Genomic DNA, 23,256 nt, shown 5'->3' on the forward strand with positions numbered 1-23,256 from the left:
AACCCCATGTCCCAGCGCAATGTCTACCTCTCCATGATTCCCTTAAAACAGGCCAAAACAGAAACCCTGAGAGCCTTTGGCCGCACCATGGAAAAAACCGAGACGATTCCTGCGGCCCTGGCCCTGGGCCGGGTGCTGGCGGAGCCGGTCTTCGCCGCCGTTTCTTCCCCTCCCTTTCATGTGGCGGCCATGGACGGATACGCCATTTCCGCCCAGGACACCTTCCATGCCTCGGAAAGCCATCCCGTTTTCCTTGAAGAAGGCCGAACCGCCTTTGCCGTGAATACGGGCCAGGTACTGCCCGAAGGCCGGGATGCCGTGGTCATGATTGAAAAAGTCAGCCCGGAAGCCAGAGGGCTGCGCCTGGAAAGTCCGGTCTTTCCCTGGCAGCATGTACGAAAAATCGGGGAAGACATTGTGGCAACGGAAATGCTTTTTCCAGCCACCCACGAAATCACAGCCTACTGCATCGGAGCCCTGCTTTCCGGCGGCGTGCGGGAGGTACGGGTACTGACAAAGCCCGGCGTGCTCATTCTGCCCACGGGCGCCGAACTGGTACCTACGGACCGGGACCCCGCCCTCCTGAAACCCGGTGAGGTCATCGAATCCAACAGCCATGTACTGGGCAACCTTGCCCAAACCTGCGGTGGCCGCTGGCTTGTTCATCCGCCCATTCCCGACGATCCCCGCCTCCTTGCAGACACCCTGGAAAAGGCCGCCCTGCAAGGGGATGTGGACCTCATTCTCACGGTGGGAGGCTCTTCTGCCGGCTCCCATGACTTCACCCGCATGGCCCTGGAAAAGACAGGCCGGGTGCTTTTCCACGGCGTCACCATGATGCCGGGTAAACCCGTGGTGCTGGGAATTGTCCATGGCAAACCCGTTTTCGGCATTCCCGGTTACCCCGTATCCGCCATTCTGGTCTTTGAGGAGCTGGTCCGGCCCCTCATCCGCAGCCTTCTGGGCCGCCCCGATTCCCTCCGCAGCCTCTGCTCTGCCATCCTCTCCAGGGCCCTTCCCTCAAAGCTCGGCCTTGAAGAGTTTGTCAGGGTGCGCCTTGCAGAGGTTTCAGGGCGTATCATTGCTGCCCCCCTGGCAAGGGGGGCGGGATGCATCACCTCCATCACCGAAGCCGACGCCATTGCCCGCATTCCCGCCCATACGGAAGGACTGGCCGCCGGGGAAAGCATCGAGGTCGAGCTTCTCCGTCCCATGGAGGAAATCCGCAACACCCTGCTTGTGGTGGGCAGCCACGACAATGCCCTGGATCTTCTGGCCAACAGCCTGAAACCCTTCGGCATCCGGCTTTCTTCCGCCCACGTGGGCAGCATGGGCGGCCTTCTCGCCATCCGCAGCCAGAGCTGCCACATGGCAGGCTCCCACCTCCTTGACCCCCAAGACGGCACCTACAATGAGAATGCCATCGCCCGGGTGCTGCCGGATATTCCCGTCTGCCGCCTGCATCTGGCAGTACGCATTCAGGGCTTTATCGTGAAAGCCGCAAACCCCAAAAACATCCGGAGCGCAAGGGATCTCATCCGGCCGGATGTCCGCTTCATCAACCGCCAACCCGGTTCCGGCACCCGTATTCTCCTCGACTACGAGCTCCAGAAAGAAGGGCTTTCCGCAAGCGCCATCCAGGGCTATGACAACGAAGAAAGCACCCACATGGCCGTGGCCGCTGCCGTTCTGGGCGGAGCTGCGGATGCAGGACTTGGCATTGCGGCTGCGGCCAAAGCCCTGGGCCTTGATTTTATCCCCCTCACTCCGGAAACCTATGAACTGATCTTTCCCGCAGCACTTGAAAACACACCGCAGATTGAGGCCGTCATCCGCATCCTGAACACAGAAGCCTTCAAAAAGGCCCTGGAAGCCCTGGGCGGCTATGATACAAAGGAGACGGGCCGCCTCATCCGTCCCTGAAAAACCCGGCCTTTCAACCCAGAAGGCGAATTTTGAAAAACTAAAAAATATTTTCCACATCAGGACTTGATTTTACCGCTCAAAAAACGCAAAAAAAAAGAACAGCACCTTGTGTGATCATGCAAAAAAAAACAGACCTTAACCAAAGGAGAAGGCATGAACCCCGGTATTTTCAGGGAATATGATATTCGCGGCATTGCAGAAAAAGATTTTGACATAGAGGATGTAACCCGCATCGGAAAAGCCATGGGCACCCACATGGTCCGAAACGGCTGCAAAACCATCGCCGTCGGCCGGGATTGCCGCAGCACATCCGAAGCCTATCAGGCCGCCCTGATCCAGGGTCTCACCGCCACAGGCATGGACGTCATCGAAATTGGCGTCTGCCCCACCCCGGTCCTGTACTTTGCAACCCATCACCTGAAAACCGATGCGGGCATCATTGTCACCGCCAGCCACAATCCGCCGGAATACAACGGCTTCAAAGCCACCATGGCGGGTGCTTCCCTCTTTGGTGAAGCCCTCCAGACCATCCGGAAGATTGCCGCATCCGAAGATTTTGTCCCTGGAAGCCAGACGGGGGCAGTATCCAGCGCAGACCCCCTGCCCGCCTACATGGATTTTATCATGAAGGATATCTCCCTGAAAAAACCCATGAAAGTGGTGGTGGATGCGGGCAATGGCACCGGCGGCGTGGTGGCCCTTCCCCTGCTCCGGGCACTGGGATGCGAAGTCACGCCCCTTTTCTGCGACATGGACGGCTCCTTTCCCAACCACGAGGCCGACCCCACCATCGCAGCCAATCTTCAGGACCTCATCCGTACGGTGAAGGAAACGGGGGCGGATGTGGGAATCGGATACGACGGAGACGCAGACCGCATCGGTGTGGTCGGCCCCGACGGCCGCATCTTTCACGGCGATCAGCTGATGATCCTCTTTTCAAGGGATATTCTCAAAACCCGTCCCGGTGCCACCTTCATCTCTGAGGTCAAGTGCTCCCAGACCCTCTATGAAGACATCGCCCGAAACGGCGGCAACCCCATCATGTGGCGCACGGGCCACTCCCTCATCAAGCAGAAAATGAAGGAAACGGGTGCGGTTCTGGCCGGAGAGATGAGCGGGCACATGTTCTTCGCAGACCGCTATTTTGGCTACGACGATGCGATCTACGCCACCTGCCGCCTTCTGGAAATCCTTTCCTCCACGGAAAAAACCCTCAATGATCTGCTTGCCGATGTACCGGAAACCTTCAATACTCCGGAAATCCGCGTGGATTGTGAGGACGACAAGAAATTTGACCTCGTCAGGGCCGTAACAGCACACTACAAGAAAACCCACAATGTCATTGACATCGACGGCGCACGGGTGCTCTTCGAAGAAGGCTGGGGCCTGGTGCGGGCCTCCAACACCCAGCCCGCTCTGGTGCTGCGTTTTGAGGGCAAAAGTACTGAAGCCAGGGATGCCATCCGCAGGGAAATGGAAGAAAAGGTCCGGACTTTTTCCGCCAATCCCTAAAAAAAAGAGGCAGGCCATTCCGCAGAGCAACAGGCCGTGTAAACGGGTGGATGGCCTGCCCTTTCCATTCTTTTTTCATAAAAACAGAAAAAAAACAGCTCACGCCTTGCATTTCTGATGCATTGCATGATACAAAATTTTCCATGCGTAAAGCCACACCCACAGGCATGGTATGCTGGCCATGCGGCCCTTGATGCGGGCTGTCTTCTTTTTTCTATCCGCCGCATATCCCCTCTGGCATGGCAGATGCCCGGGAATACGAAAGCCCCTCTCCAATGAAAACAAGGCCTCCATGGCTCCACCCTCTTTTCTGTTGTGCTGCCTCCCGCAGACCATGGGCCTCCTTTCCATGCGGCATTTTCAGACAAACGGAACGTCCTCCGGGGCGAACCGCATAAAAGAGCGACGGAAAATACCGCCGCATCCGTATTTTCTGCCACAACCGTGTTTAAAGGAGGAAACGTTTTGGAAAAGTCCCAAGGTACCGTCAAGTGGTTCAGCGACAAAAAAGGGTATGGATTCATCGAAAAGGACAGCGGAGGGGATATCTTTGTGCATCACTCTTCCATCATCATGCAAGGATTCCGCACCCTGGCCGAAGGGGAGCGCGTTGGTTTTGAAATCGAGCAGAACGACCGCGGGGCAGCGGCCAAAAATGTTGCACGCATTTAAAGGCCGCGCACCGGTAAGGTTTCCTTCAGCAATCCGCTGCGCTTTTCAGGCGGCAATATGATCCATCGGTCAAACCGGGGAAAGGCCTCCCAAAGGGGGGCTTTTCCCCATTTCTTTCAAGTTCCGGAAAAGGGTCCTGCGCCTTTCCCTGCTTTTTTCTGTCTCCTCCTCCTTCCCCGCCTTGTCAATCCGGCCCTGCGCTGCTAAAAGATCCCAAGATCAGGTCATGAGAATCCAAGACCTGCACCCGACATCCCCCCATGCGGACCACGCCCTGCTAGCGAACCGATACTGCAATAAGGATCAGACATGCATCTTTCCCAGGCCCAAGAGGAGGCCGTCCGCCACATGGACAGCCCCGCCCTTGTCATTGCCGGCGCAGGCTCCGGCAAAACCCGCACCCTCACCGCCAAAATCGCCCATCTGCTCGAAAAGGGCTTTTCTCCGGACCGTATCCTTGCCATCACCTTCACCAACAAGGCCGCTGAAGAGATGAAAACCCGACTCGTACGCCAGACCGGCCTGGCGTCGGACGCCTTTCCCTGGGTGCGCACCTACCACTCCGCCTGCCTGCAGATTCTTAAAAAACACGCAGAACGGGCAGGCTATACCCCGCCGGTTCAGATTCTCGCCGGATACCAGCAGCAGAAAACGCTTCAGGAAATAGTGGTTCGCCTTAACATTGACAAAAAAGAAACCCCAAGGCTTCAGTACAAAATATCCATGGCCAAAAACCATGGGGATCCTGAAAGCTTTATCCAGGATCTGCCTGAAATTGAACGGGTGCAGACCCGGGAAGTCTTCCGCCAGTATGAAAAGGCCCTCATGGCCATGAATGCCGTGGACTTTGACAACATCCTCCTCAAGGTGCGGGACATGCTCCGGGACCATGCGGACATCCGGGAAGCCTACCGCTCCCTTTTCCGCTTCATTCTGGTGGACGAATACCAGGATTCCAACAACCTCCAGGAAGAACTGACCCGGCTGCTTCTGGGCCATGGCAACCTTTTCTGCGTGGGCGATGACTGGCAGGCCGTGTACGGCTTCCGCGGCAGCAACGTGAACCACTTTCTCCGTTTCCAGAAAACCTACCCCAATGCCCGCCTTTTCCGGCTGGAGGAAAACTATCGCAGCGCCGATGAAATCGTGCAGGCCGCAGGCGCTCTCATCCAGAACAACCCCCGGCGCATGGAAAAACACTGTTATTCCGAAAAATTCGGAGGCTCAGTGGAACTCTACTATTTCTACAATGAGAACGAAGAGGCCAAGTGGGTAGGCAGAAAGATCAGCACTCTCATTAAAAGCGGCGTTCCCATGGATCGCATTGCCGTCATCTACCGCACCAAGTTCTGCTCCCTTGCCTTTGAAAAGATCTTCAGAGCCATGAACATTCCCTACCGCATGCTGGGGTCCAAGGGGTTTTTTGAACGCATGGAAATCCTTGATCTCAACGCCTACCTCACCGCCGCGGTCTTCCCCAAAGACGATGCCAGCTTTGAGCGCATCCTCAACACACCCAAAAGGGGCATCGGCCCCGCCATGGTCAAAAAAATGCAGCAGGTACGGGGGCCTGGCGACAGCCTTCAGGATGCCGCCCGCCACCTTCTGGGCAAACGCCTGCTCAGTTCCAAAATCCACGACTCTCTGGAAAAACTCATCTGTGTTCTGGACGAGATCCAGAATATGGCTCCGGATGCCGCCATTCGGCAGGTGATGAAGGAAACCGGGTATCTCGATTACCTGGAACAGCTCTCCAAGGCAGACAAGGGCGATTTCACAGCCCGCCAGGAAAACATTGAAGAACTGATCTATACCGCAGGCCAGAAGGAAAACCTCATCGCCTATCTTGAGGAAGCCGCCCTGATTCGGGAGGACAGGGAAGAGGAGGAAGAAAAGGGCAGAGGCGTGAACCTCGCCACCGTACACGCCAGCAAGGGACTTGAATTTCACTCCGTTTTTGTGGTGGCCTGCGAGGAAGAGCTGTTTCCCCACTGGAAATCCATGCAGTCCGCAGCAGAGCTGGAAGAAGAAAGGCGGCTCATGTATGTGGCCATGACACGGGCAGAGCGCTGCCTCTTTCTCAGCGCATCGGAATTCCGAAGGGGAAGGCCTTCGGAAGCCAGCCGCTTCCTTGGCGAGATCCAGGCCGTTCTCCCGGCCTGAGAGGTCTTCAGCCTTCCCTCAAGCCCCCTTAAAAAAAATTCCCTGCACGGAGTTTTCCAGTGCAGGGAATCTTTCAGGGCCTTGCTCTTTTCCATGAAACAAGAAGAAAAAAAGGATTCAGGCATCAGACATTGTATTTTTTCCCATACTGCTCCACCACAAAATCAATGTCCTTGTCGCCCCTTCCGGAAAGATTCACAAGGATCGTTTTTCCCGCATCCAGAGTCGGGGCATGCTGGATGGCAAAGGCCATGGCATGGGCGCTTTCAAGGGCCGGAATGATGCCTTCGGTCCGGGAAAGGGTAAAAAAAGCTTCGATGGTTTCCCGGTCATCGGCGGTGACATAGCGCACCCGCCCCAGATCCTTCAGGAGGCTGTGCTGGGGCCCCACACCGGGGTAATCCAGACCAGACGCCACGGAATAAACGGGGAGCGGTTCTCCCGCCTCATCCTGCAGAAGGTAGGATTTGAAACCGTGGAGTACGCCGGGTTTCCCCAAGGTCAGGGTCGCCGCATGTTCGCCTCCGGAAAGCCCCCTGCCCGAAGGCTCCACTCCGTACATGGAAACCGACTCATCCCCCAGAAAGGCCGTGAAAAGACCCATGGCGTTGGAACCACCGCCCACACAGGCCACAAGATTGTCCGGCAGCTTTCCCGTCATCTCCTGAAACTGCTCTCTGGCTTCCACACCCACCACCTGCTGAAAATCCCGGACCATCATGGGGAAGGGGTGAGGGCCCACCACAGAACCGATGGCGTAAAGCTGGGTCACGGGATCTTCGAGATAGGCCTCAAAGGCGGCATCCACCGCATCTTTCAGGGTTTTCGTCCCCCGCGTCACGGGAATGAGGTTGGCGCCAAGAATCTTCATGCGCACCACATTGGGGTGCTCCTTGGCAATGTCCACCTCGCCCATGTAGATATCGCATTCCAGCCCCACAAGAACGGCGGCTGTGGCCAGGGCCACCCCATGCTGACCGGCTCCCGTCTCCGCGATGATCTTCTTCTTGCCCATTTTTTTGGCAAGGAGAGCCTCTCCCAGACAGTGATTGATTTTATGCGCTCCGGTATGGTTCAGGTCTTCCCGTTTCAGGTAGATCTGTGCGCCACCCAGTTTTCTGGAAAGGTTGCGGGCATGGAAGATGGGGCTGGGCCGTCCCACAAAGTGCTTATACAGATAGGCCAGCTCTTTATGGAATTCCGGGTCTTTTCGGATGTCCGCATAGGCGGCGGTGATATCATCCATGATCTTCTGCAGGGCTTCAGGAATGAAAGATCCCCCATAATCTCCAAAATAGCCCCTGTCGTCGGGAAGGGCGTAGCCCTTGAGTGTTGCGCTCATGTTTTTTTCTTCCTTTTAAAAACGCTGACCTTTTAAGGCCAGGCGGTCAAGAATTTTTGCACAAACGGCATTTTCGGCTTTCAGAATACGGGACCCCCGGGTAATTTTACACAGACTGATGCCATGGCGTTTGGCAATGCTGCGCTGGGATTCCCCTGCATGCAGTTCTTTGAGAAGCTGCCAGCGCAGGCAGATATCCGAAATCTCCTTGGCCGTGAGGAGTTCCCTTAAAAGGCCCTCCATCTCTCCAGGATCGTGGATATCGGTCATCACCCTCATCATCTCCCGCCAAGCCTCTTCCATGCCTTCTCCTTATAAGGCGGCCCTTGTTTCTGCGCAAAGAAACACCATTCTTCCGCACCTGTCAATGGGCTTTTGGAGACAAAAGAGCAAGTTTTCTGAAAAAATCAGGCCAGGGCCCGGCTCACCACTTCCCGGATATCCGGAGACAGCCCTTCTTTGGCGGCAATACGCTCTAAACTTTTTCCCATCAGGCTCCGCCAAGGCTCATCATAGATCTTCCAGGCATTGAAAAGGCTCACCATACGAGATCCCACCTGGGGGTTGAGGGTATCCAGCTCCAGAACCTTTTGTGCAAGAAAATCATATCCCGCCCCATCCCTGCGGTGAAAGGCAAAGGGATTGGCCGATGCAAAGGCTCCGATGAGGGATCTGACCTTGTTGGGATTTTTCATGGAAAAGGCCGGATGCCCCAAGAGCCCCTGCACCCTTTCCAGGGTATCGGGGCGTCTGGAAAGGGCCTGCACCTGAAACCATTTGTCCATAACCAAGGCATCCCCTCCAAAGTCCTTTTCAAAGGCCGCAAGCAGATTTTCCGCAGCCGGGTCTTCAAAGTGGACGGCAAGGCTTAACGCCGCCATACGATCTGTCATGCATGCGGCTTCCCCAGCCGCCCGCATGACCCAGTCCAGGCCTGTTTCCGGTAAACGGGCCAACCAGAAAAGGGAGAGATTTTTCATTTTTCTTCTGGCCACATCCTCCGCCAGAAAACGATAAGGCCCCTGGGTCTGGAACTGCTCCCAGGCGTTTTGCCAGAAATCTTTCAGATCCAGAGCAAGGGTATCCAGCATAAAGTCCCTCACCCGCCCCACCCTTTCAGGGTTCACGGGTACCTTTTCCGCAGCCAGCTGATGATGCCACTCCCCTTCCGTGGGCATACTGAGAATTTCCGCCGCAAGGGCCGGGTCGTCCGAGGCCCTTTCCAGGACCTTCTTAAATGCCCAAAAGAGATCCCGTGGAAGATGCAGGGGCTTTCCTGCGGCATCCTTTTCCATCAGCCCCATGAAGGTACGGTGAAGGAGGGTACGCCCCGCCTCCCAGCGGTTAAAAGGATCCGTATCCGAAGAAAGGAGAAGGGCCAGGTCTTCGCCGGAAAGATCCTGTTTCAGCCGCACAGGCGCGGAAAACTCCCGCAGAAGGGACGGCACCACAGGTTCAAAGGCCCCTTCAAAGACAAAATCCTGCCGGGATTTTTCAAGGGCAAGGCAAAAGGTCTCGGCCTCCACACCCTCCAGTCTCAGTTGGATAGGTTCTCCCTTTTTCGTCAAAAAAGCCGTCTTCACGGGTATGAGCATGGGCTTTTTCCCGGTCTGCCCCGGTGTGTCCGGAACCTCCTGCTCCAGGGTCAGCACAAGCCTGCCTTCTCCCGTATCCTGCCAAAGCCTTGCACGCACAAGGGGGGTTCCTGCCTGGGAATACCAGAGCCGGAAGGTGGAAAGATCCCTTCCCGATGCCGCTTCCATGGCCGCCACAAAATCCTCACAGGTCACGGCATGGCCGTCATGGCGGGCAAAGTACAGATCCATGCCCCTGCGAAAATTCTCTGCTCCGATGAGGGTGTGGATCATGCGGATCACTTCAGCCCCCTTGTCGTAAACCGTGGCCGTGTAAAAGTTATTCATCTCAAGGTAGGCCTCAGGCCGGATGGGATGGGCCATGGGTCCCGCATCCTCAGGAAACTGCCTTGCCCGTAGATTGCGCACATCCTGGATGCGCTTTACGGAGCGGGACTGCATGTCCGAAGTAAATTCCTGGTCCCGGAACACGGTCAGTCCTTCCTTCAGGGAAAGCTGGAACCAGTTTTTCACCGTAACCCGGTTACCCGTCCAGTTGTGGAAATACTCATGGGCGATGACGCTTTCTATGCCCTCAAAATCCATATCCGTGGCCGTTTCCGGACGGGCCAGCACATACTTGCTGTTAAAGATGTTCAAGCCCTTGTTTTCCATGGCCCCCATATTGAAATCATTGGTGACCACAACCATATACGTGGAAAGGTCATAGCAAAGCCCGAAAACCTTCTCATCCCAGACCATGGCCTTTTTAAGGGAGGCCATGGCGTGATCACATTTATCCGCATTTTCGTACTCCGTATAAATCTCAAGGGAAACATCCAAGCCCTCGGCTGTACGGAAAGTGTCTTTCAGGCAGAAGAGATCCCCGGCCACCAGAGCGAAGAGATAGGCGGGCTTGGGAAAGGGATCTTCCCAGACCACGGCATGACGGCCTTCAGCCAACGTCTCCCTTTTCACAGGGTTGCCATTGGCCAGGAGTACGGGATAAATCCCCTGATCCGCCTCCAGCCGCACCCGGAAAGGAGCCATCACATCGGGCCTGTCCGGGTAAAAGGTGATCTTGCGGAAACCTTCGGCCTCGCACTGGGTACAGAGCATGCGGCCTGCCCGGTACAGTCCCTCCAGGGCCGTGTTCGTATCCGGAAAAATCCGCACCCGCGTGACCAGATCAAAAAAGCCGTCCGGTACGGAAAAAATCGTCAGCCCCCGACTGTCCTGAAGAAACTCCCTGGGAGCCAGCAGGCGGTCGTTCATGCGGATTTCCAGAATTTCGAGGTCTTCTCCATCAAGGAAAAGGGGGCATCCGGCTTCGGCTTCCGGACTGCGACAAAGCCGGAGACGGGAACTTACCTCCGCGGAACTTTGCTCAATGCGGATCTCAAGCTCTGTTGCCTGGAGTTCAAACTCCCAGGGGCGGTAATCTTTCAGGTAATGCATGGATGCGGACTCTGCCATGAAATCTCCTTCTCTGCACAAGGTCTCTGTCCCTGCCCATGGAAAAGCACAGACAGCATTTTTCAGATCGAGAGATCATACGCCATTCTTCATACGGGCCCAAGAAAAAACCTGTCTGCACAAACGCAGAAAGCGGCTTTCGCCATGCTGGGCGAAAACCGCTTTTCAGTCTTTGTGGTTTTATCCTTTCCAACACCTTTTGGCAGATCAACCTTGCCTACAGGCTGTAATCCACCACACGCCGTTCTTCCAATACACTCTGCAAAAAGGCCACCACCTTCTGATGTTCCGGATGCTGCACATAACGGGTAAAGCCTTCCTCATCGTCAAAGGCTGTGATCAGTGACACATGGCTGCTGTGGGCCGTATGCAGCACATCCACCCCCACATCCAGAAGCCGTATTTCCTCAATCTTCTCGGGAAGGGCCTCCAGCATGCTTTTCAGTTCAGCCACGTTTTCCTCAAGACTGAGGCCTCTCGCGTTTTCCTTTAATCGAAACAGCACAATATGCTTGAACATGGGCTTCTCCTTTTTGGATATGGATAGGGGAGGGTCCGGCATTTTTAAGGATGCCAGCACCGGGTAGTCGTTGGGAAGGTGTTTTGGACATGAAGGGAAAACTTCCGGAACAAGCCAGAAGGGGAGGAGGCTTGGATATGGCTGAAGGGAAACTGCCAGGCAGGCTACCCGGTACGCTGGTTTCCGCCGCCGAAAATATCGGCGGGACCCTGAAGGGTTCTGCCTGGCTAAAATGCAATCCTTGTGCCACATGAAAAAACAGTGAAAAATGAGGGTACAACACCTCGGGATCCGGAAAAAGCCTTTGCCCCACCCCGCCTTTTTCCGGAAAAAAATCCGTCAGTCCGGAAAACCGGATGACAGGCCTCCCTCATTTTCTATCCATTTCCCCATCCTGGCGGTTTACTTCAAAGAGCGGCCGTACTTTTTCAAAAGCGCATAAAAATGGGATTTGGAAAGCCCTGAGATCAGCATCATATCCTGGGGACTCCCTTCGGTTCTTTCAATAAGAGTGTCCAGGTACAAGGCTTCCATGGTCGCTTTGAAATCCTTGAGGGTCGGCAGGTCGCCCTCCAGCATGGGGCCGGTGGCAGGCAGGGCCGCAGGCCGGACAAGCTCCCCGTTTAAGGGAGCAAGGCCATGGGGTTGGGGCAATCGGGCTTCCGGGTTGCCTCCTTCTGCCAGGGCGGCCCGCATCACCCGAATCCGCACTTCCCTGGGAAGATCCATGGCATAAAGGGTTTTGTTCTCACCGGATGCGATGAAGGCAACCTCCAGGACATTGAAAAGCTCCCGCACATTCCCAGGCCAGGGATAGGCGCAGAGTACTTCCAGAAAATCCGGAGCCAGCTCACGGGCCGCAGATCCATGCTGCATGGACAATTTCCGGATATGCCGCCGGGCCAGGGCTCTGATATCCTCCGCCCCCCTTTCCCGCAGGGCCGGAAGCTTAAGGGAAATGGTCCAGAGCCGGAAGAGAAGATCCTGACGGAAGGTTCCCTTCTCCACCATCTCCTGAAGATTGCGGTTTGTGGCCGCAATGAGGCGGAAATCTGAGGTCAGCTCCCGGGTCTCCCCCACGGGCCGGAAACGCTTTTCCTGCAAAACCCGCAAAAAGGACTTCTGGATAGAAAGGGGCATATCCCCCACCTCATCCAGAAAAAGGGTGCCACCATCCGCCAGCTTCACAAGGCCGATCCGATCACTGTCCGCACCAGTGAAAGCCCCTTTTCTGTGACCAAACAGCGTGGACTCCAAAAGGGTTTCCGTGATGGAGGCGCAATCCACCACCACAAATTCCCCCTTTGCCCGGGCGCTGTTTTCATGGATGGTTCTCGCAAAAAGCTCCTTCCCCGTTCCCGTCTCCCCTGTGATCAGCACCCGCGAGTCACTGCGCGCCGCCTGGGCCAGCAGGGTATAGCAGGCTTTCATGGCCGAACTTTCGCCCACCACAGCGGAAAGATCCAGGGGGTCCGGCTTCCGGGCCTGCTGCTTTTCCATCCTGTAACGCAAAGCCCTGTCCAGACTTAAGCGGGTCTGCTTCACGGAAAAGGGTTTGACAAGGTAATCCCACACGCCTGCGGCAATGGCCAGCTCCGCGCCATCGGGATCTCCAAGACCTGTGAGAATGATCACCTCAGGCCCTCCTTCTGAAGCCCGTATGCGGGGAATGGCGTCAAGGCCATTGCCATCGGGAAGGCGGACATCGAGAAAAACCACATCCACAGCCCTTTCTCCCAGAAAGGCCAGTCCTTCCCGCAGGGTATGCACCGCATGGAAGTCATATTCCATCCTCCGGATCAGACTGGCCATGGTGTCGCAGAAATCCACATCATCATCAATCACAAGAATACAGGCCATGGACAACATCCTTTCAGCCTGTGCTGGCATCCAGCACCTTACGGATCACGCGGTTCAGACTTTCCCGGTTGTACGGCTTGGATACCACAGCGCGCACATTCCCCCGGGGTTCAAAGGTTTCCGCCATGCCACCGCCTGTGACCAGCACCACCGGAAGATCCGGGCTCATGGTTTCCAGGCGGGAGGCCAGAGTCAGCCCATCAGCACCCGGCATATCATAGTCCGTCAGCACAAGGTGGAAACTTTTTTCCGCAGACTCAATGCGGAACAGGGCTTCATCCGCCGTCGCCGCCACCACCACCCGGTACCCGAGACGCCTCAGAATCCTTGGTACGGTCTCCCGCTGATCCGGATCATCCTCCACAAAAAGAAGGCGCTCATGCCCTTCTTCCATATGTTCCACACACACATCAGCAAAGGCCCCTTTTTCTCCCTCCAGGGGAAGATACACCTCAAAGGTGGTTCGCTCCGAAGGTTGGCTGGTCACCTGCACCGCCCCGCCATGGGCCTTTACGATACCATGCACCATGGAAAGCCCGAGGCCACTGCCCCCACCCTTTTTCCTTGTGGTGAAAAAAGGATCAAAAATCTTGTCAAGAACGCTGGGATCAATGCCAGGGCCGTTGTCCCCTACGCGGAGACAGGCATAGGTGCCTTCGGCAAGCCCAAGGCCCTGGGCCTCAGCCCCTTCCAGAAAAACCCGTTCCAGACCCACATCCAGCACACCGGCCTGTCCGCCCATGGCCTGCAGGGCATTGGTCCAGAGGTTCATCAGGACCTGATGCATCTGGGTGGGGTCCGCCATGCAGGTCAGATTTTCCGAACCTGAAAAATCCGTCTCCAGACGAATATGGCCCGGCACAGAGGCGCGCAGCAGCTCCACGCCCTCCTGCATTACAAAACCAAGATCCACGCACTGAAATTCTTCTTTGCCCGGACGGCTGAAAGCCAGAATCTTTTTGATCATGCCGCTGCCCCGCTCGCCTGCCCGCAAGACCCGCTCCAGATCCCTTCGTCCCGGACTTTCCTCGGGAAAATCCTCCATGGCCAGCTCCGCAGAATTGATGATGGAGGTCAGAATATTGTTGAAATCATGGGCAATGCCACCGGAAAGCCTGCCAAGGGCCTCCATTTTCTGACTCTGGAGCAGCTGGCGTTCCAGGGTCACCTTGCGGGTAATGTCTTCCGCACAGGTAAGAACGCCATTCACCTGTCCATCTGCGCCCAAAAGGGGAACCTTGTTGATTTCCAGCCACACACTCCGGCCCCGGCCATCCCGCAGTCGGCATTTGAACCTGTGTACAGGCTCCTGCTGCTGCACAGCCCTCTCTCCCCTCTCCGTAAGAAGGGCCGCATCCTCCTTATCCGGAAGAAGCTCAAAAAGGGTTTTTCCGATCACCCTGGGGCCGTTTTCAAGACCAAAAAAAGCCGCAGAACTGCGATTCATCCCCATGATACGCAGTTCCCGATCCTGCCAGAACACAAGCTGGGGGATATTGTCCAGCACCAGCCAGAGTCGCTGTCTTGATTCCATGAGGGCCATTTCCGCCTGTCTGCGCTTGGTGATGTCCTCACCAATCCCTTCCACATGCACCATGCGGCCATCCCCGTCATATACGGCCCTGGCATGGAGGGAGGCCCAGCGTTTTTTCCCATCTTTTGTATAAAAAGCAGCCTCAAACCCGGAAACCTCCCGTCCGGATAAAAGGATTTCCCAGAAAACTTTCCGGTTTTCCGGATCCACATAGTGGGACTCCAGAAGTCCCTGGGTCTGCCCCATGGCCTCGGCCTCATCGTCATAGCCTAAAATCTGGGCAAAGGCGCGGTTCATGTGGGTGAGGCGGCCCTCAGGGCTTGCGATGAAGATTCCCTTGGAAGCATTTTCAAAAATACTGCGGTAACGTTCTTCCGCCATACGCAGATTTTCCTGGGCGGTCTTCATGGCGTGAACATCGTTGATCACGCCCACAATGCCCAGAATTTCTCCCCTGGCATTGAGGTAGGTGGCCTTGGTGAATATCACGTGTCGATGCACCCCGGAAATATCATGGATACGGCTTTCATATACCCGCACCCCTGGCGTCTGAAAAAGCCCCTCATCCACCGCATCGGAAAGCCTGACCGGATGGCGTCCCTGAAGAACAGCGTCCCCTTTGTCCACAATGTTGCGGGCCTGAACCCCGAACCAGCTTTCAAAGCTATTGTTGCAGCCTAAAAAACGACCTCCCTTATCCTTGAAATAGATGGGAATGGGGATGGTGTTCATGAGAATCCGCAAAAAAGAAAGCTGGTCTTTGATTTTTTCTTCCACCACCCGCCTGCGGGCGATGTTCATCACCAGAAGCAAAAGCACAAAGGCGAGAACAACCATACTGCCCACCAGAATCCAGAACACTTCCCGGTTCAGCTGATAAAAGCGTTTGGGCTCATTGATGAAACGGCTGTCTTGCGGGATCTTTTTCATATCCAGCCCCCAGCGCTTCATGGCCGCGTAATCAAAGAGCAGGACAAAGGGATCGTCCGTGACCACGGCAATGGCGTCCGGATCCGTGCCCCCCAGAATATCCCCAACCATGGCTCCTGCCATCCTGCCATGGCGATACCCGCTGGTCAGCTCTCCGCCCACAGCACCCGAGCCCATGAGAAACTCCCAGAAGGTGAATACGGGTACACTGGCCTCGGCACAGATACGCTCCAGAACATCGGAGGCACTGTAAAAACTCCCCTCCAGATACTGATAATGGGGCACATAGAAAATAAAGGTATCCCTGGGCAGACGGCTGACCGCATGGAGGGTGGTTTCCATATCAAGATCTGACCAGTATTCAATCTCAAGCCGTCCTTCAAACTGAGGCGCCACCTGGCGGATCACAGACATGGTGGCCCCTCCTGTGAAGGACTCATCCCCCACCACCACCATGCGCCGGGTCAAAGGAAGAAGGCTTAAGGCAAGTTCCATGTTTTCCACAGCCCGGAAACTCTCCGCAACGCCTGTGATTTTCTTCATGCCCTCGATGCGGGAAGGCTTGTAATCATTGACCCCGCAGAACACCACGGGCACTCCGGGAAACAAGAGATCCCTGTAAGCAAGGATAAAGTCAAAGGCATAGTCATCGGACACCACCACGGCGTCCACGGCGAGATCCGCATATTTATAAAGGTAGAGATCCACAAGGCGGCTGCGCAATCCCGCCTCCGTATACCGCTTGGTATCCATGTATTCCACATGCAGATCCACCACAAAGGGCGTTTCTTTCAGGGCGTCCCGGAGTCCTTCCAGAAGACTGTCGGACCAGAGATAACCGTCTTCGTAGGAATTCAGGTGCACCACCCGCTTTTTTAAATCCTCTGCTGCCGCAGACGTAAAAAACAGCATGCAACAAAGAAACAATCCCACTTCCCTGGTCATCCAACGCCGGATCATAGGCAGCCTCTTCCACGCCCGGAAACATAGGTCCAGACTTTTTTTGTATTTTTTCCAAAAACCCTGTAGGATGCTTTCATCCTGATCACAGAATTCTTATCACCCATGGCCTGGATCTTCCCACAGACCATAGCAGATTCCGCAAGATCCGCCCATGGAGAATCCATACCATTTACGGATATTCTGATTTTCCGGACTTTTCCCAGGACTTTTTCCGGCATCCCATACCCAACCCCCACACTGTTTGGTAATATCAAACAAAAACCCGTCTCACGGAATCCCATTCCTCTTTTTCAGACCCAAGCCCCCTGCCCTTTTTCCAGCAGACCATGGGCCAAAAATCAAAACAGACTGAAATCAAAAGATTTTACACCATTGGCATAAATATCGCTAAAGCCTCCACCGGATACCACTCCGGGCGAGACATCGCCCGCAACCAAAACGATGTTCCGGCGTTCAGGACTCCCCCCCCTTCCCCGTCCCGGACGCCCCCGGAGTGCATCCTTTACCCTTTTGCTGTCAGGGTTTACCCGAAACGCCCTGAATTTTTCTTTCCATCAAGGAGGCCTGTGATGTCCATCGGAATGCTCGCTCTGCTCGCTTTTATCCCCATCGCCATCGTACTGGTGCTCATGGTTGGCATGCGCTGGCCCGCCACCAAAGCCATGCCCCTGGCCTGGCTTGTCTGCGCCATTCTTGCCATGACCGTCTGGAACATGGATTTCGGTTTTGTCTCCGCCGCAACCCTCCTGGGTTTTGGCAGCGCCATCAACGTACTCATCATCGTTTTCGGTGCCATCATCATCCTGTACACCATGCAGGTCAGCGGGGCCATGGAGACCATCAGCTACGGCTTCATGGGCATCTCCCGGGACCGCCGCATCCAGACCATCATCATCGCCTTCATGTTCGGGGCCTTCATTGAAGGTTCGGCAGGTTTCGGCACCCCGGCCGCCATTGCAGCCCCCCTGCTCCTGGGTCTTGGTTTCCCCGCCCTTGCAGCCGTCTGCGTCTGCCTTGTGGCCAACTCCGTGCCCGTCACCTTCGGCGCTGTGGGTACCCCCGTATGGTTTGGCCTCATGACCCTGAGAACCCCCGTGGAAGCCGCCATCAAGGCCGGTGAAGCGGTAGGCTTCACCACCTTTGACGGCTTTCTGAAAAACGTGGGCCAGTGGTCCGCCATCATGCACGCCACCATCGCGCTGGGGCTTGTGATCTTTCTGGTCTGCTTCCTCACCCGTTTCTTCGGCAAGAACAAGTCCTGGGCCGAGGGCCTTGGCGCATGGAAGTTCGCCCTTTTTGCCTCTGTGGCCTTCAACGCGCCTTATCTCCTCACCGCCTTCCTTGTGGGCGTGGAATTCCCCTCCCTCATCGGCGGCCTCATCGGCCTGGGCATTGTGGTGACCGCAGCCAAAAAAGGCCTCTTTCTTCCTGAAAAGACCTGGGACTTTGGCGAGCGCAGCTCCTGGGAAAAGGAATGGATGGGAGAAATCGAGGTGGGTTCCAAGGACATCAAGCCCCACATGAGCCAGTTTATGGCCTGGTTGCCCTATGTACTCATCGCAGGCATTCTCGTTCTCACCCGCATCGGCACCCTTCCCTTCAAAGCCATTGCCCAGTCCTTCAAAATCAGCTTCCCCCATATCCTTGGCTATGAAACCGTCAACTTCACCATGACCCCCTTCTACCTGCCCGGCGTGGTACCCTTCATGCTGGTGGCCCTCATCACCATCTTCCTGCATAAAATCCCTGCGGAAAAAGCGGCCAAAGCCTGGAAAGACAGCTTCATCCGCATGAAAAACCCCACCATCGCCATGCTCTTTGCCGTGGCCCTTGTGGAAGTGATGAAACAGTCCGGCAACAACCTCATGGGTTACCCCTCCATGCCCCTTTCCATGGCCACAGCCGTTGCCGCTGTCACAGGGCAGAGCTGGCCCCTTTTCGCCTCCTACGTGGGCGCCCTGGGCTCCTTCATCACCGGCTCCAACACCGTATCCAACCTGCTCTTTGCCGACTTCCAGTACGGCCTTGCCACCACCATCGGCGCCAGCCGTGAGCTGGTATCGGCCCTCCAGGCCGTGGGCGGAGCCATGGGCAACATGATCTGCGTCCACAACGTGGTGGCCGCTTCTGCCACTGTTGGTCTTGTGGGCATGGAAGGCCTTATATCCGCCGCACCATGATCCCCATGGTATTCTACGGCATCCTGGTGGGCATTATGGGCCTTTTGTTCTGCTACGTACTTTTCCCCGCAACCTTCTGATCTTTATAAATGGACGCTCCCTTAAAAGGGAGCGCCCCAACCCAAACCGCAATGCGGGCTTAGGGGATCGAAGCCCGAGGTTCAGAAGCTTCGGGAACCGAAGGCATCGAATCCATAAGCCCGACGGAGATTGATCCCCATGAAAAAAAATTCCCTTGTCAGTGCCTTCAAAGATCTTCTGGGTGCGGAAAATGTCATGGAAAGCGAAACCGACCGCATGAACTACGCCTATGACGCGGCGGTTCTGGCTCCGGTTCTGCCAGGCCTTGTGGTGAGGCCGAGAAAAACCGAGGATATCGGTGCCATTTTAAGGCTCTGCAATGAAAACGGCATTCCCGTCACCGTCAGGGGAGCAGGCACCAACTTAAGCGGCGGCACCATTCCTTCCATGGGCGGGCTTGTGATGCTCACCAACGGTCTCCAGCGCATCATTGAAATCAACGAGGCGGACATGTACGCCATTGTGGAGCCCGGCGTCATCACCGCCCAGCTGGCCACGGAAGTGGGGAAAAAAGGACTTTTCTATCCTCCCGATCCGGGCAGTCAGGCCGTTTCCACCATTGCAGGCAACGTGGCGGAAAACGCAGGCGGTCTCAGGGGACTCAAATACGGGGTCACCAAGGATTATGTCATGGGCATGGAATTCTATGATGCCACAGGCACCCATGTGCGCACGGGCTCCAAAACCGTAAAATGCGTTACGGGCTTCAACCTCGCAGGGCTCATGACGGCCAGCGAAGGGTGCTTCGGAGTCTATAGCCAGATCACCCTCAAACTGGTACCGCCCCCCAGGGCTTCCAGATCCATGATGGCCATCTACGATTCCGTGGATCAGGCCGCTGAAACCGTGGCCGCCATCATCGCCGCCAAGATCATTCCCTGCACCCTGGAGTTCATGGACAACTTCACCATCCGCACCGTAGAAGACTTTGCCAAGGCAGGGCTTCCCACGGAAGCCAAGGCCCTTCTGCTCATCGAAGTGGACGGGCATCCGGCCCAGGTGGCCGAAGAGGCCGATCAGGTGGAAACCATCTGCAAGGCCAACGGGGCCACCCGCATTCAGGTGGCCCAGACGGCGGAAGAACGCAACAAAGTCTGGGAAGCCCGCAGGGCCGCCCTTTCCTCCCTTGCCAAACTCCGGCCCACCACGGTACTGGAAGATGCCACTGTCCCCAGAAGCCGCATCCCCGACATGGTGCGCGGCCTGGATGCCATTGCAGCAAAACACAAGCTCACCATCGGCACCTTCGGCCATGCGGGCGACGGCAACCTGCATCCCACCATCCTCTGCGACAAACGCAACCGCGAAGAATGGCACAGGGTGGAAAAGGGCATTGAAGAAATCTTCGAGCTGGCCCTTGGCATGGGCGGAACCCTTTCCGGAGAACACGGCATCGGCCTTGCCAAGGCCGGATTCATGGAAAAGGAAGTAGGAAGGGGTTCCATCGAATTTTCCAGAAAAATCAAACGTGCCGTGGATCCGAAAAACATCCTCAATCCCGGCAAGATCATCGGAGGCTGACACCATGGGGGATCTGAAACGCTTACATACCCTGCTCAAGGAAATTGACGACATGCTGGCCGGGTGCATGCGCTGCGGCATGTGCCAGTCCGTATGCCCGGTCTTTGCCCAGACCCTGAACGAGGGGGATGTGGCCAGGGGCAAGATCGCCCTTCTCGACGGCCTCAGCCACCAGCTCATCCACGATGCCGAAGGCGTCAAATGCAAACTTGAAAAATGCCTGCTCTGCGGCTCCTGCTCCGCCAACTGCCCCAGCGGGGTCAAGGCCACGGACATCTTCCTGAAAGCCCGTGCAGCCCTTACGGAATATTCCGGCCTTTCTCCCGTGAAAAAGGCCATCTTCCGGGGCACCCTCACCCACCCGGAGCTGTTCAACCGCCTTGTGGACATGGGCTCGAAATTCCAGGGGATCATGACCAAAAAGGCCAATGCCTACCATGGCACCTCCTGCGCGCCCATGCTCTCCGCCATTCTGGGAAATCGCCACATCGTTCCCCTTGCGGCAAAACCCTTCCGCAAAGACCATCCCTTCCTCGATACGCCTGCGGGAAGCTCCGGACTGCGGGTGGCCTTTTATCCGGGCTGTCTTGTGGACAAGATGTACACCGGCATCGGCGAGGCCGTACTCAAAGCCTTAAAGCACCACGGTGTGGGCGTGTTTCTCCCGGAAAATCAGGCCTGCTGCGGTATGCCGGCCCTCGCTTCCGGAGACACGAAATCCTTTGAAAAGCTTCTTCGCCACAACCTCGACTGTTTTTCCGGTAAAAGCTTTGACGTGCTGGTCACCCCCTGCGCCACCTGCACCGCCACCCTGAAAAAGGTCTGGCCCATGATGGCGGAAAATCTCGGCATGAAGGAAAGGCGGGACATCGAAGCCTTCAGTGCCAAGGTGATGGACATCAACCAGTTTCTTGTGGACAAGGTGGGCGTTCGTGCCAAAGAGGCCACGGGCAAGGAAGCCGTCACCTTCCATGATCCCTGCCACCTTGGAAAATCCTTGGGCGTTTTCTCCCAGCCCCGCGCCCTGATCCAGGCCAGCGGAAAGTACAGCATCAAAGAAATGAAGGATGCCAACACCTGCTGCGGTTCCGGCGGGAGTTTCAACCTCCAGCACTATGAGACCTCCACCCAGATCGGCCAGAAAAAGCGCGACAACATTGTGGCAAGCCAGGCGGCCATCGTGGCCACGGGCTGCCCGGCCTGCATGATGCAGCTTACGGACATGCTCTCCCGCAAGGGGGATGCCGTGCGGGTAAAACACAGCATCGAACTTTACGCCGAAGGGCTTTAGGATATTTCGGGGATTGAATGTCCCATCAATCTGAACCCTCACCCCGGCCCTCTCCCAGAGGGAGAGGGTGCCATCAGGTGGTTCCATTTCAGGAAATCACCTTGAGGAGACACCATGGAAAACACTCCCTTGATGCAGCAATTTAAGGAAAAGGCGGAGCTGGTGCAGTCCGTGGTCAGCACCGTGGAAAGCCTTGAGGCTGTTGCGACCTATACCGTGAATCTCACCGCAGACCAGGGCGGAAAGACCATCGCCCTTGCAGGATTTGACGAAGAATCCCTTGCCATTCTCCTTCCGGATTTAAAGGAAAAGGCCAAAGCCAGGGACATCACCGTTCTGGAGCCGCCTTTCAGGCCGCACCTCACGGGCATCCACACAGGGCTGACCCCCGCCACCTGGGGCATCGCCCAGACGGGGAGCCTGGTGCTGCGCTCCACGGACGAAAATCTCCGCATCGCCACCATGCTGGCGGAAACCCATGTCTGTGTTTTCAACCCCGCCACCCTCTTCCCCACCACGGATGAGCTTACCCCCCATCTGGACGCGGCTCTCAAGGAAAAGGGGGCCGCCTACATGGCCTTCATCACCGGCCCCAGCCGTACCGCAGACATTGAACGGGTGTTGAGCATTGGCGTACACGGGCCTGAATTCCTGCACATCCTTTGCAAGGAGGAAAAAGCCAATGATTAAAACACCCCAGAACATGAAGGACTACACGGATCAGATCCGTCAGACCCTGAAGGAAAAATTTCTCCAGACCACCCTCAACAACTTTGCCGTCAGCTACAAGGCTTCCAGGGCCAAGGCCTTCAGCGGCATGGATCTTGAGGGACTTCGGGAGGAAATCGCCTGTGCCAAAGGTGCGGCCCTGCCACGGCTTGAGGAACTGCTGGAAGAATTCACCCGTCATGCGGAAGCCGACGGGGTGAAGGTGCATTTTGCGAAAACCGCTCAGGAGGCCAATGCCATCATTGCGGCCATCGCAAAGGAAAACAATGTAAAAACCATCGTGAAATCCAAATCCATGACCGCTGAGGAAACCTTTCTCAACGATCATCTCGAAAAACAGGGCCTCACGGTAACGGAAACAGACCTCGGGGAATGGATTATTCAGCTCCGCCACGAAGGCCCTTCCCACATGGTCATGCCCGCCATCCATCTGTCCCGCTATCAGGTGGGCGATCTTTTCACCGGCGTATCCGGAGAAAAACAGGACCCGGAGAACATTGATAAACTTGTGAAGGTGGCAAGAAAACAGCTCCGCCCCCGCTTCATTGAGGCGGACATGGGGATCTCCGGAGCCAACTTCGCCATGGCGGACTCCGGAGCCATCGGCCTTGTCACCAACGAAGGCAACGCCCGGCTCACCACCACCCTGCCCCGGGTGCATGTCACCCTTGCCGGTGTGGACAAGCTTATCCCGGATCTCAAAACCGCCCTCACCGCCCTAAAAGGCCTCACCCGGAACGCCACGGGTCAGGGCATCACCTCCTATGTGACCTGGATCAAGGGCCAGCCCCCCTGCGGTGCATCGGACAAAGAAGCCAAAACCCGGCACATCGTCTTTCTCGACAATGGCCGTCTCGCCCTTGCCAAAGACCCCGTGTTTTCCGAAGTGCTGCGCTGCATCCGCTGCGGGGCCTGCGCCAATGTCTGCCCCATCTACCGTATTCTCGGCGGTCACACCTACGGTCATGTGTATATCGGCGCC

General features: G+C 56.3%; 15 protein-coding genes. 9 read left to right on the forward strand and 6 right to left on the reverse strand.

Annotated features, from left to right (window positions below):
- Positions 1-6: 6 nt before the first annotated feature.
- The 4 genes from RBR60_RS12105 to RBR60_RS12120 all read left to right on the forward strand — a co-directional run bounded on the left by RBR60_RS12105 (position 7) and on the right by RBR60_RS12120 (position 6,273).
- Positions 7-1,923, forward strand: coding sequence for a molybdopterin biosynthesis protein (locus tag RBR60_RS12105; RefSeq protein WP_320357111.1), 1,917 nt, complete (start codon positions 7-9; stop codon positions 1,921-1,923).
- 156 nt (positions 1,924-2,079) lie between these two features.
- Positions 2,080-3,438 (forward strand): phosphomannomutase/phosphoglucomutase, encoded by a 1,359-nt coding sequence (locus RBR60_RS12110; RefSeq protein ID WP_320357112.1) that lies wholly within the window; start codon positions 2,080-2,082, stop codon positions 3,436-3,438.
- Positions 3,439-3,903: 465 nt separating this feature from the next.
- A complete protein-coding gene (locus RBR60_RS12115; protein ID WP_320357113.1) occupies positions 3,904-4,110 on the forward strand; it encodes a cold shock domain-containing protein in 207 nt (68 codons plus the stop codon).
- A gap of 309 nt (positions 4,111-4,419) precedes the next feature.
- A complete protein-coding gene (locus RBR60_RS12120; RefSeq protein ID WP_320357115.1) occupies positions 4,420-6,273 on the forward strand; it encodes an ATP-dependent helicase in 1,854 nt (617 codons plus the stop codon).
- Positions 6,274-6,397: 124 nt separating this feature from the next.
- Here RBR60_RS12120 and trpB read toward each other — a convergent pair whose 3' ends face one another.
- The 6 genes from trpB to RBR60_RS12150 form a co-directional block, all read right to left on the reverse strand.
- Positions 6,398-7,615, reverse strand: coding sequence for a tryptophan synthase subunit beta (gene trpB / locus RBR60_RS12125; protein ID WP_320357117.1), 1,218 nt, complete (start codon positions 7,613-7,615; stop codon positions 6,398-6,400).
- A gap of 15 nt (positions 7,616-7,630) precedes the next feature.
- Positions 7,631-7,918 carry a Trp family transcriptional regulator gene (locus RBR60_RS12130; protein WP_320357119.1) on the reverse strand — a complete coding sequence of 96 codons (288 nt, stop codon included), beginning with the start codon at positions 7,916-7,918 and terminating at the stop codon, positions 7,631-7,633.
- 104 nt (positions 7,919-8,022) lie between these two features.
- Positions 8,023-10,665: an aminopeptidase N gene (gene pepN, locus RBR60_RS12135; RefSeq protein WP_320357120.1), complete on the reverse strand. Its 2,643-nt coding sequence runs from the start codon at positions 10,663-10,665 to the stop codon at positions 8,023-8,025.
- 217 nt (positions 10,666-10,882) lie between these two features.
- On the reverse strand, positions 10,883-11,185 hold the full coding sequence (locus RBR60_RS12140; protein WP_320357122.1) for a Dabb family protein: 303 nt from the start codon (positions 11,183-11,185) through the stop codon (positions 10,883-10,885).
- A 402-nt stretch (positions 11,186-11,587) separates the two neighbouring features.
- Positions 11,588-13,045: a sigma-54 dependent transcriptional regulator gene (locus RBR60_RS12145; RefSeq protein WP_320357124.1), complete on the reverse strand. Its 1,458-nt coding sequence runs from the start codon at positions 13,043-13,045 to the stop codon at positions 11,588-11,590.
- 13 nt (positions 13,046-13,058) lie between these two features.
- Positions 13,059-16,421, reverse strand: a complete 3,363-nt coding sequence (locus RBR60_RS12150; RefSeq protein ID WP_320357126.1) for a PAS domain S-box protein — start codon at positions 16,419-16,421, stop codon at positions 13,059-13,061.
- Between the two features lie 620 nt (positions 16,422-17,041).
- Here RBR60_RS12150 and RBR60_RS12155 point away from each other — a divergent pair.
- From RBR60_RS12155 to RBR60_RS12175, 5 genes are all read left to right on the forward strand, one after another.
- Entirely contained in the window at positions 17,042-18,652 is a 1,611-nt protein-coding gene (locus RBR60_RS12155) for an L-lactate permease (protein ID WP_320357128.1), read from the forward strand.
- A gap of 219 nt (positions 18,653-18,871) precedes the next feature.
- A complete protein-coding gene (locus RBR60_RS12160) occupies positions 18,872-20,254 on the forward strand; it encodes an FAD-binding oxidoreductase (protein ID WP_320357132.1) in 1,383 nt (460 codons plus the stop codon).
- A gap of 4 nt (positions 20,255-20,258) precedes the next feature.
- The gene (locus tag RBR60_RS12165; protein WP_320357134.1) at positions 20,259-21,545 is read left to right on the forward strand and encodes a (Fe-S)-binding protein; all 1,287 of its coding nucleotides are present in this window, start codon (positions 20,259-20,261) and stop codon (positions 21,543-21,545) included.
- 114 nt (positions 21,546-21,659) lie between these two features.
- Positions 21,660-22,235, forward strand: a complete 576-nt coding sequence (locus RBR60_RS12170; RefSeq protein ID WP_320357136.1) for a lactate utilization protein — start codon at positions 21,660-21,662, stop codon at positions 22,233-22,235.
- Positions 22,228-23,256: LUD domain-containing protein (locus RBR60_RS12175; protein WP_320357139.1), on the forward strand; the 1,029-nt coding region annotated here is incomplete at its 3' end. The genes RBR60_RS12170 and RBR60_RS12175, both read left to right, overlap by 8 nt.

This window comes from Desulfobotulus sp., assembly GCF_034006065.1.
GTDB lineage: Bacteria > Desulfobacterota > Desulfobacteria > Desulfobacterales > ASO4-4 > Desulfobotulus.

Coding starts and splice junctions, on each gene's coding strand:
- RBR60_RS12105 (WP_320357111.1), top strand. CDS start 7: ATGTCCCAGCGCAATGTCTACCTCTCCATGATTCCCTTAAAACAGGCC.
- RBR60_RS12110 (WP_320357112.1), top strand. CDS start 2,080: ATGAACCCCGGTATTTTCAGGGAATATGATATTCGCGGCATTGCAGAA.
- RBR60_RS12120 (WP_320357115.1), top strand. CDS start 4,420: ATGCATCTTTCCCAGGCCCAAGAGGAGGCCGTCCGCCACATGGACAGC.
- trpB (WP_320357117.1), bottom strand. CDS start 7,615: ATGAGCGCAACACTCAAGGGCTACGCCCTTCCCGACGACAGGGGCTAT.
- RBR60_RS12130 (WP_320357119.1), bottom strand. CDS start 7,918: ATGGAAGAGGCTTGGCGGGAGATGATGAGGGTGATGACCGATATCCAC.
- pepN (WP_320357120.1), bottom strand. CDS start 10,665: ATGGCAGAGTCCGCATCCATGCATTACCTGAAAGATTACCGCCCCTGG.
- RBR60_RS12140 (WP_320357122.1), bottom strand. CDS start 11,185: ATGTTCAAGCATATTGTGCTGTTTCGATTAAAGGAAAACGCGAGAGGC.
- RBR60_RS12145 (WP_320357124.1), bottom strand. CDS start 13,045: ATGGCCTGTATTCTTGTGATTGATGATGATGTGGATTTCTGCGACACC.
- RBR60_RS12150 (WP_320357126.1), bottom strand. CDS start 16,421: ATGCTGTTTTTTACGTCTGCGGCAGCAGAGGATTTAAAAAAGCGGGTG.
- RBR60_RS12155 (WP_320357128.1), top strand. CDS start 17,042: ATGTCCATCGGAATGCTCGCTCTGCTCGCTTTTATCCCCATCGCCATC.
- RBR60_RS12160 (WP_320357132.1), top strand. CDS start 18,872: ATGAAAAAAAATTCCCTTGTCAGTGCCTTCAAAGATCTTCTGGGTGCG.
- RBR60_RS12165 (WP_320357134.1), top strand. CDS start 20,259: ATGGGGGATCTGAAACGCTTACATACCCTGCTCAAGGAAATTGACGAC.
- RBR60_RS12170 (WP_320357136.1), top strand. CDS start 21,660: ATGGAAAACACTCCCTTGATGCAGCAATTTAAGGAAAAGGCGGAGCTG.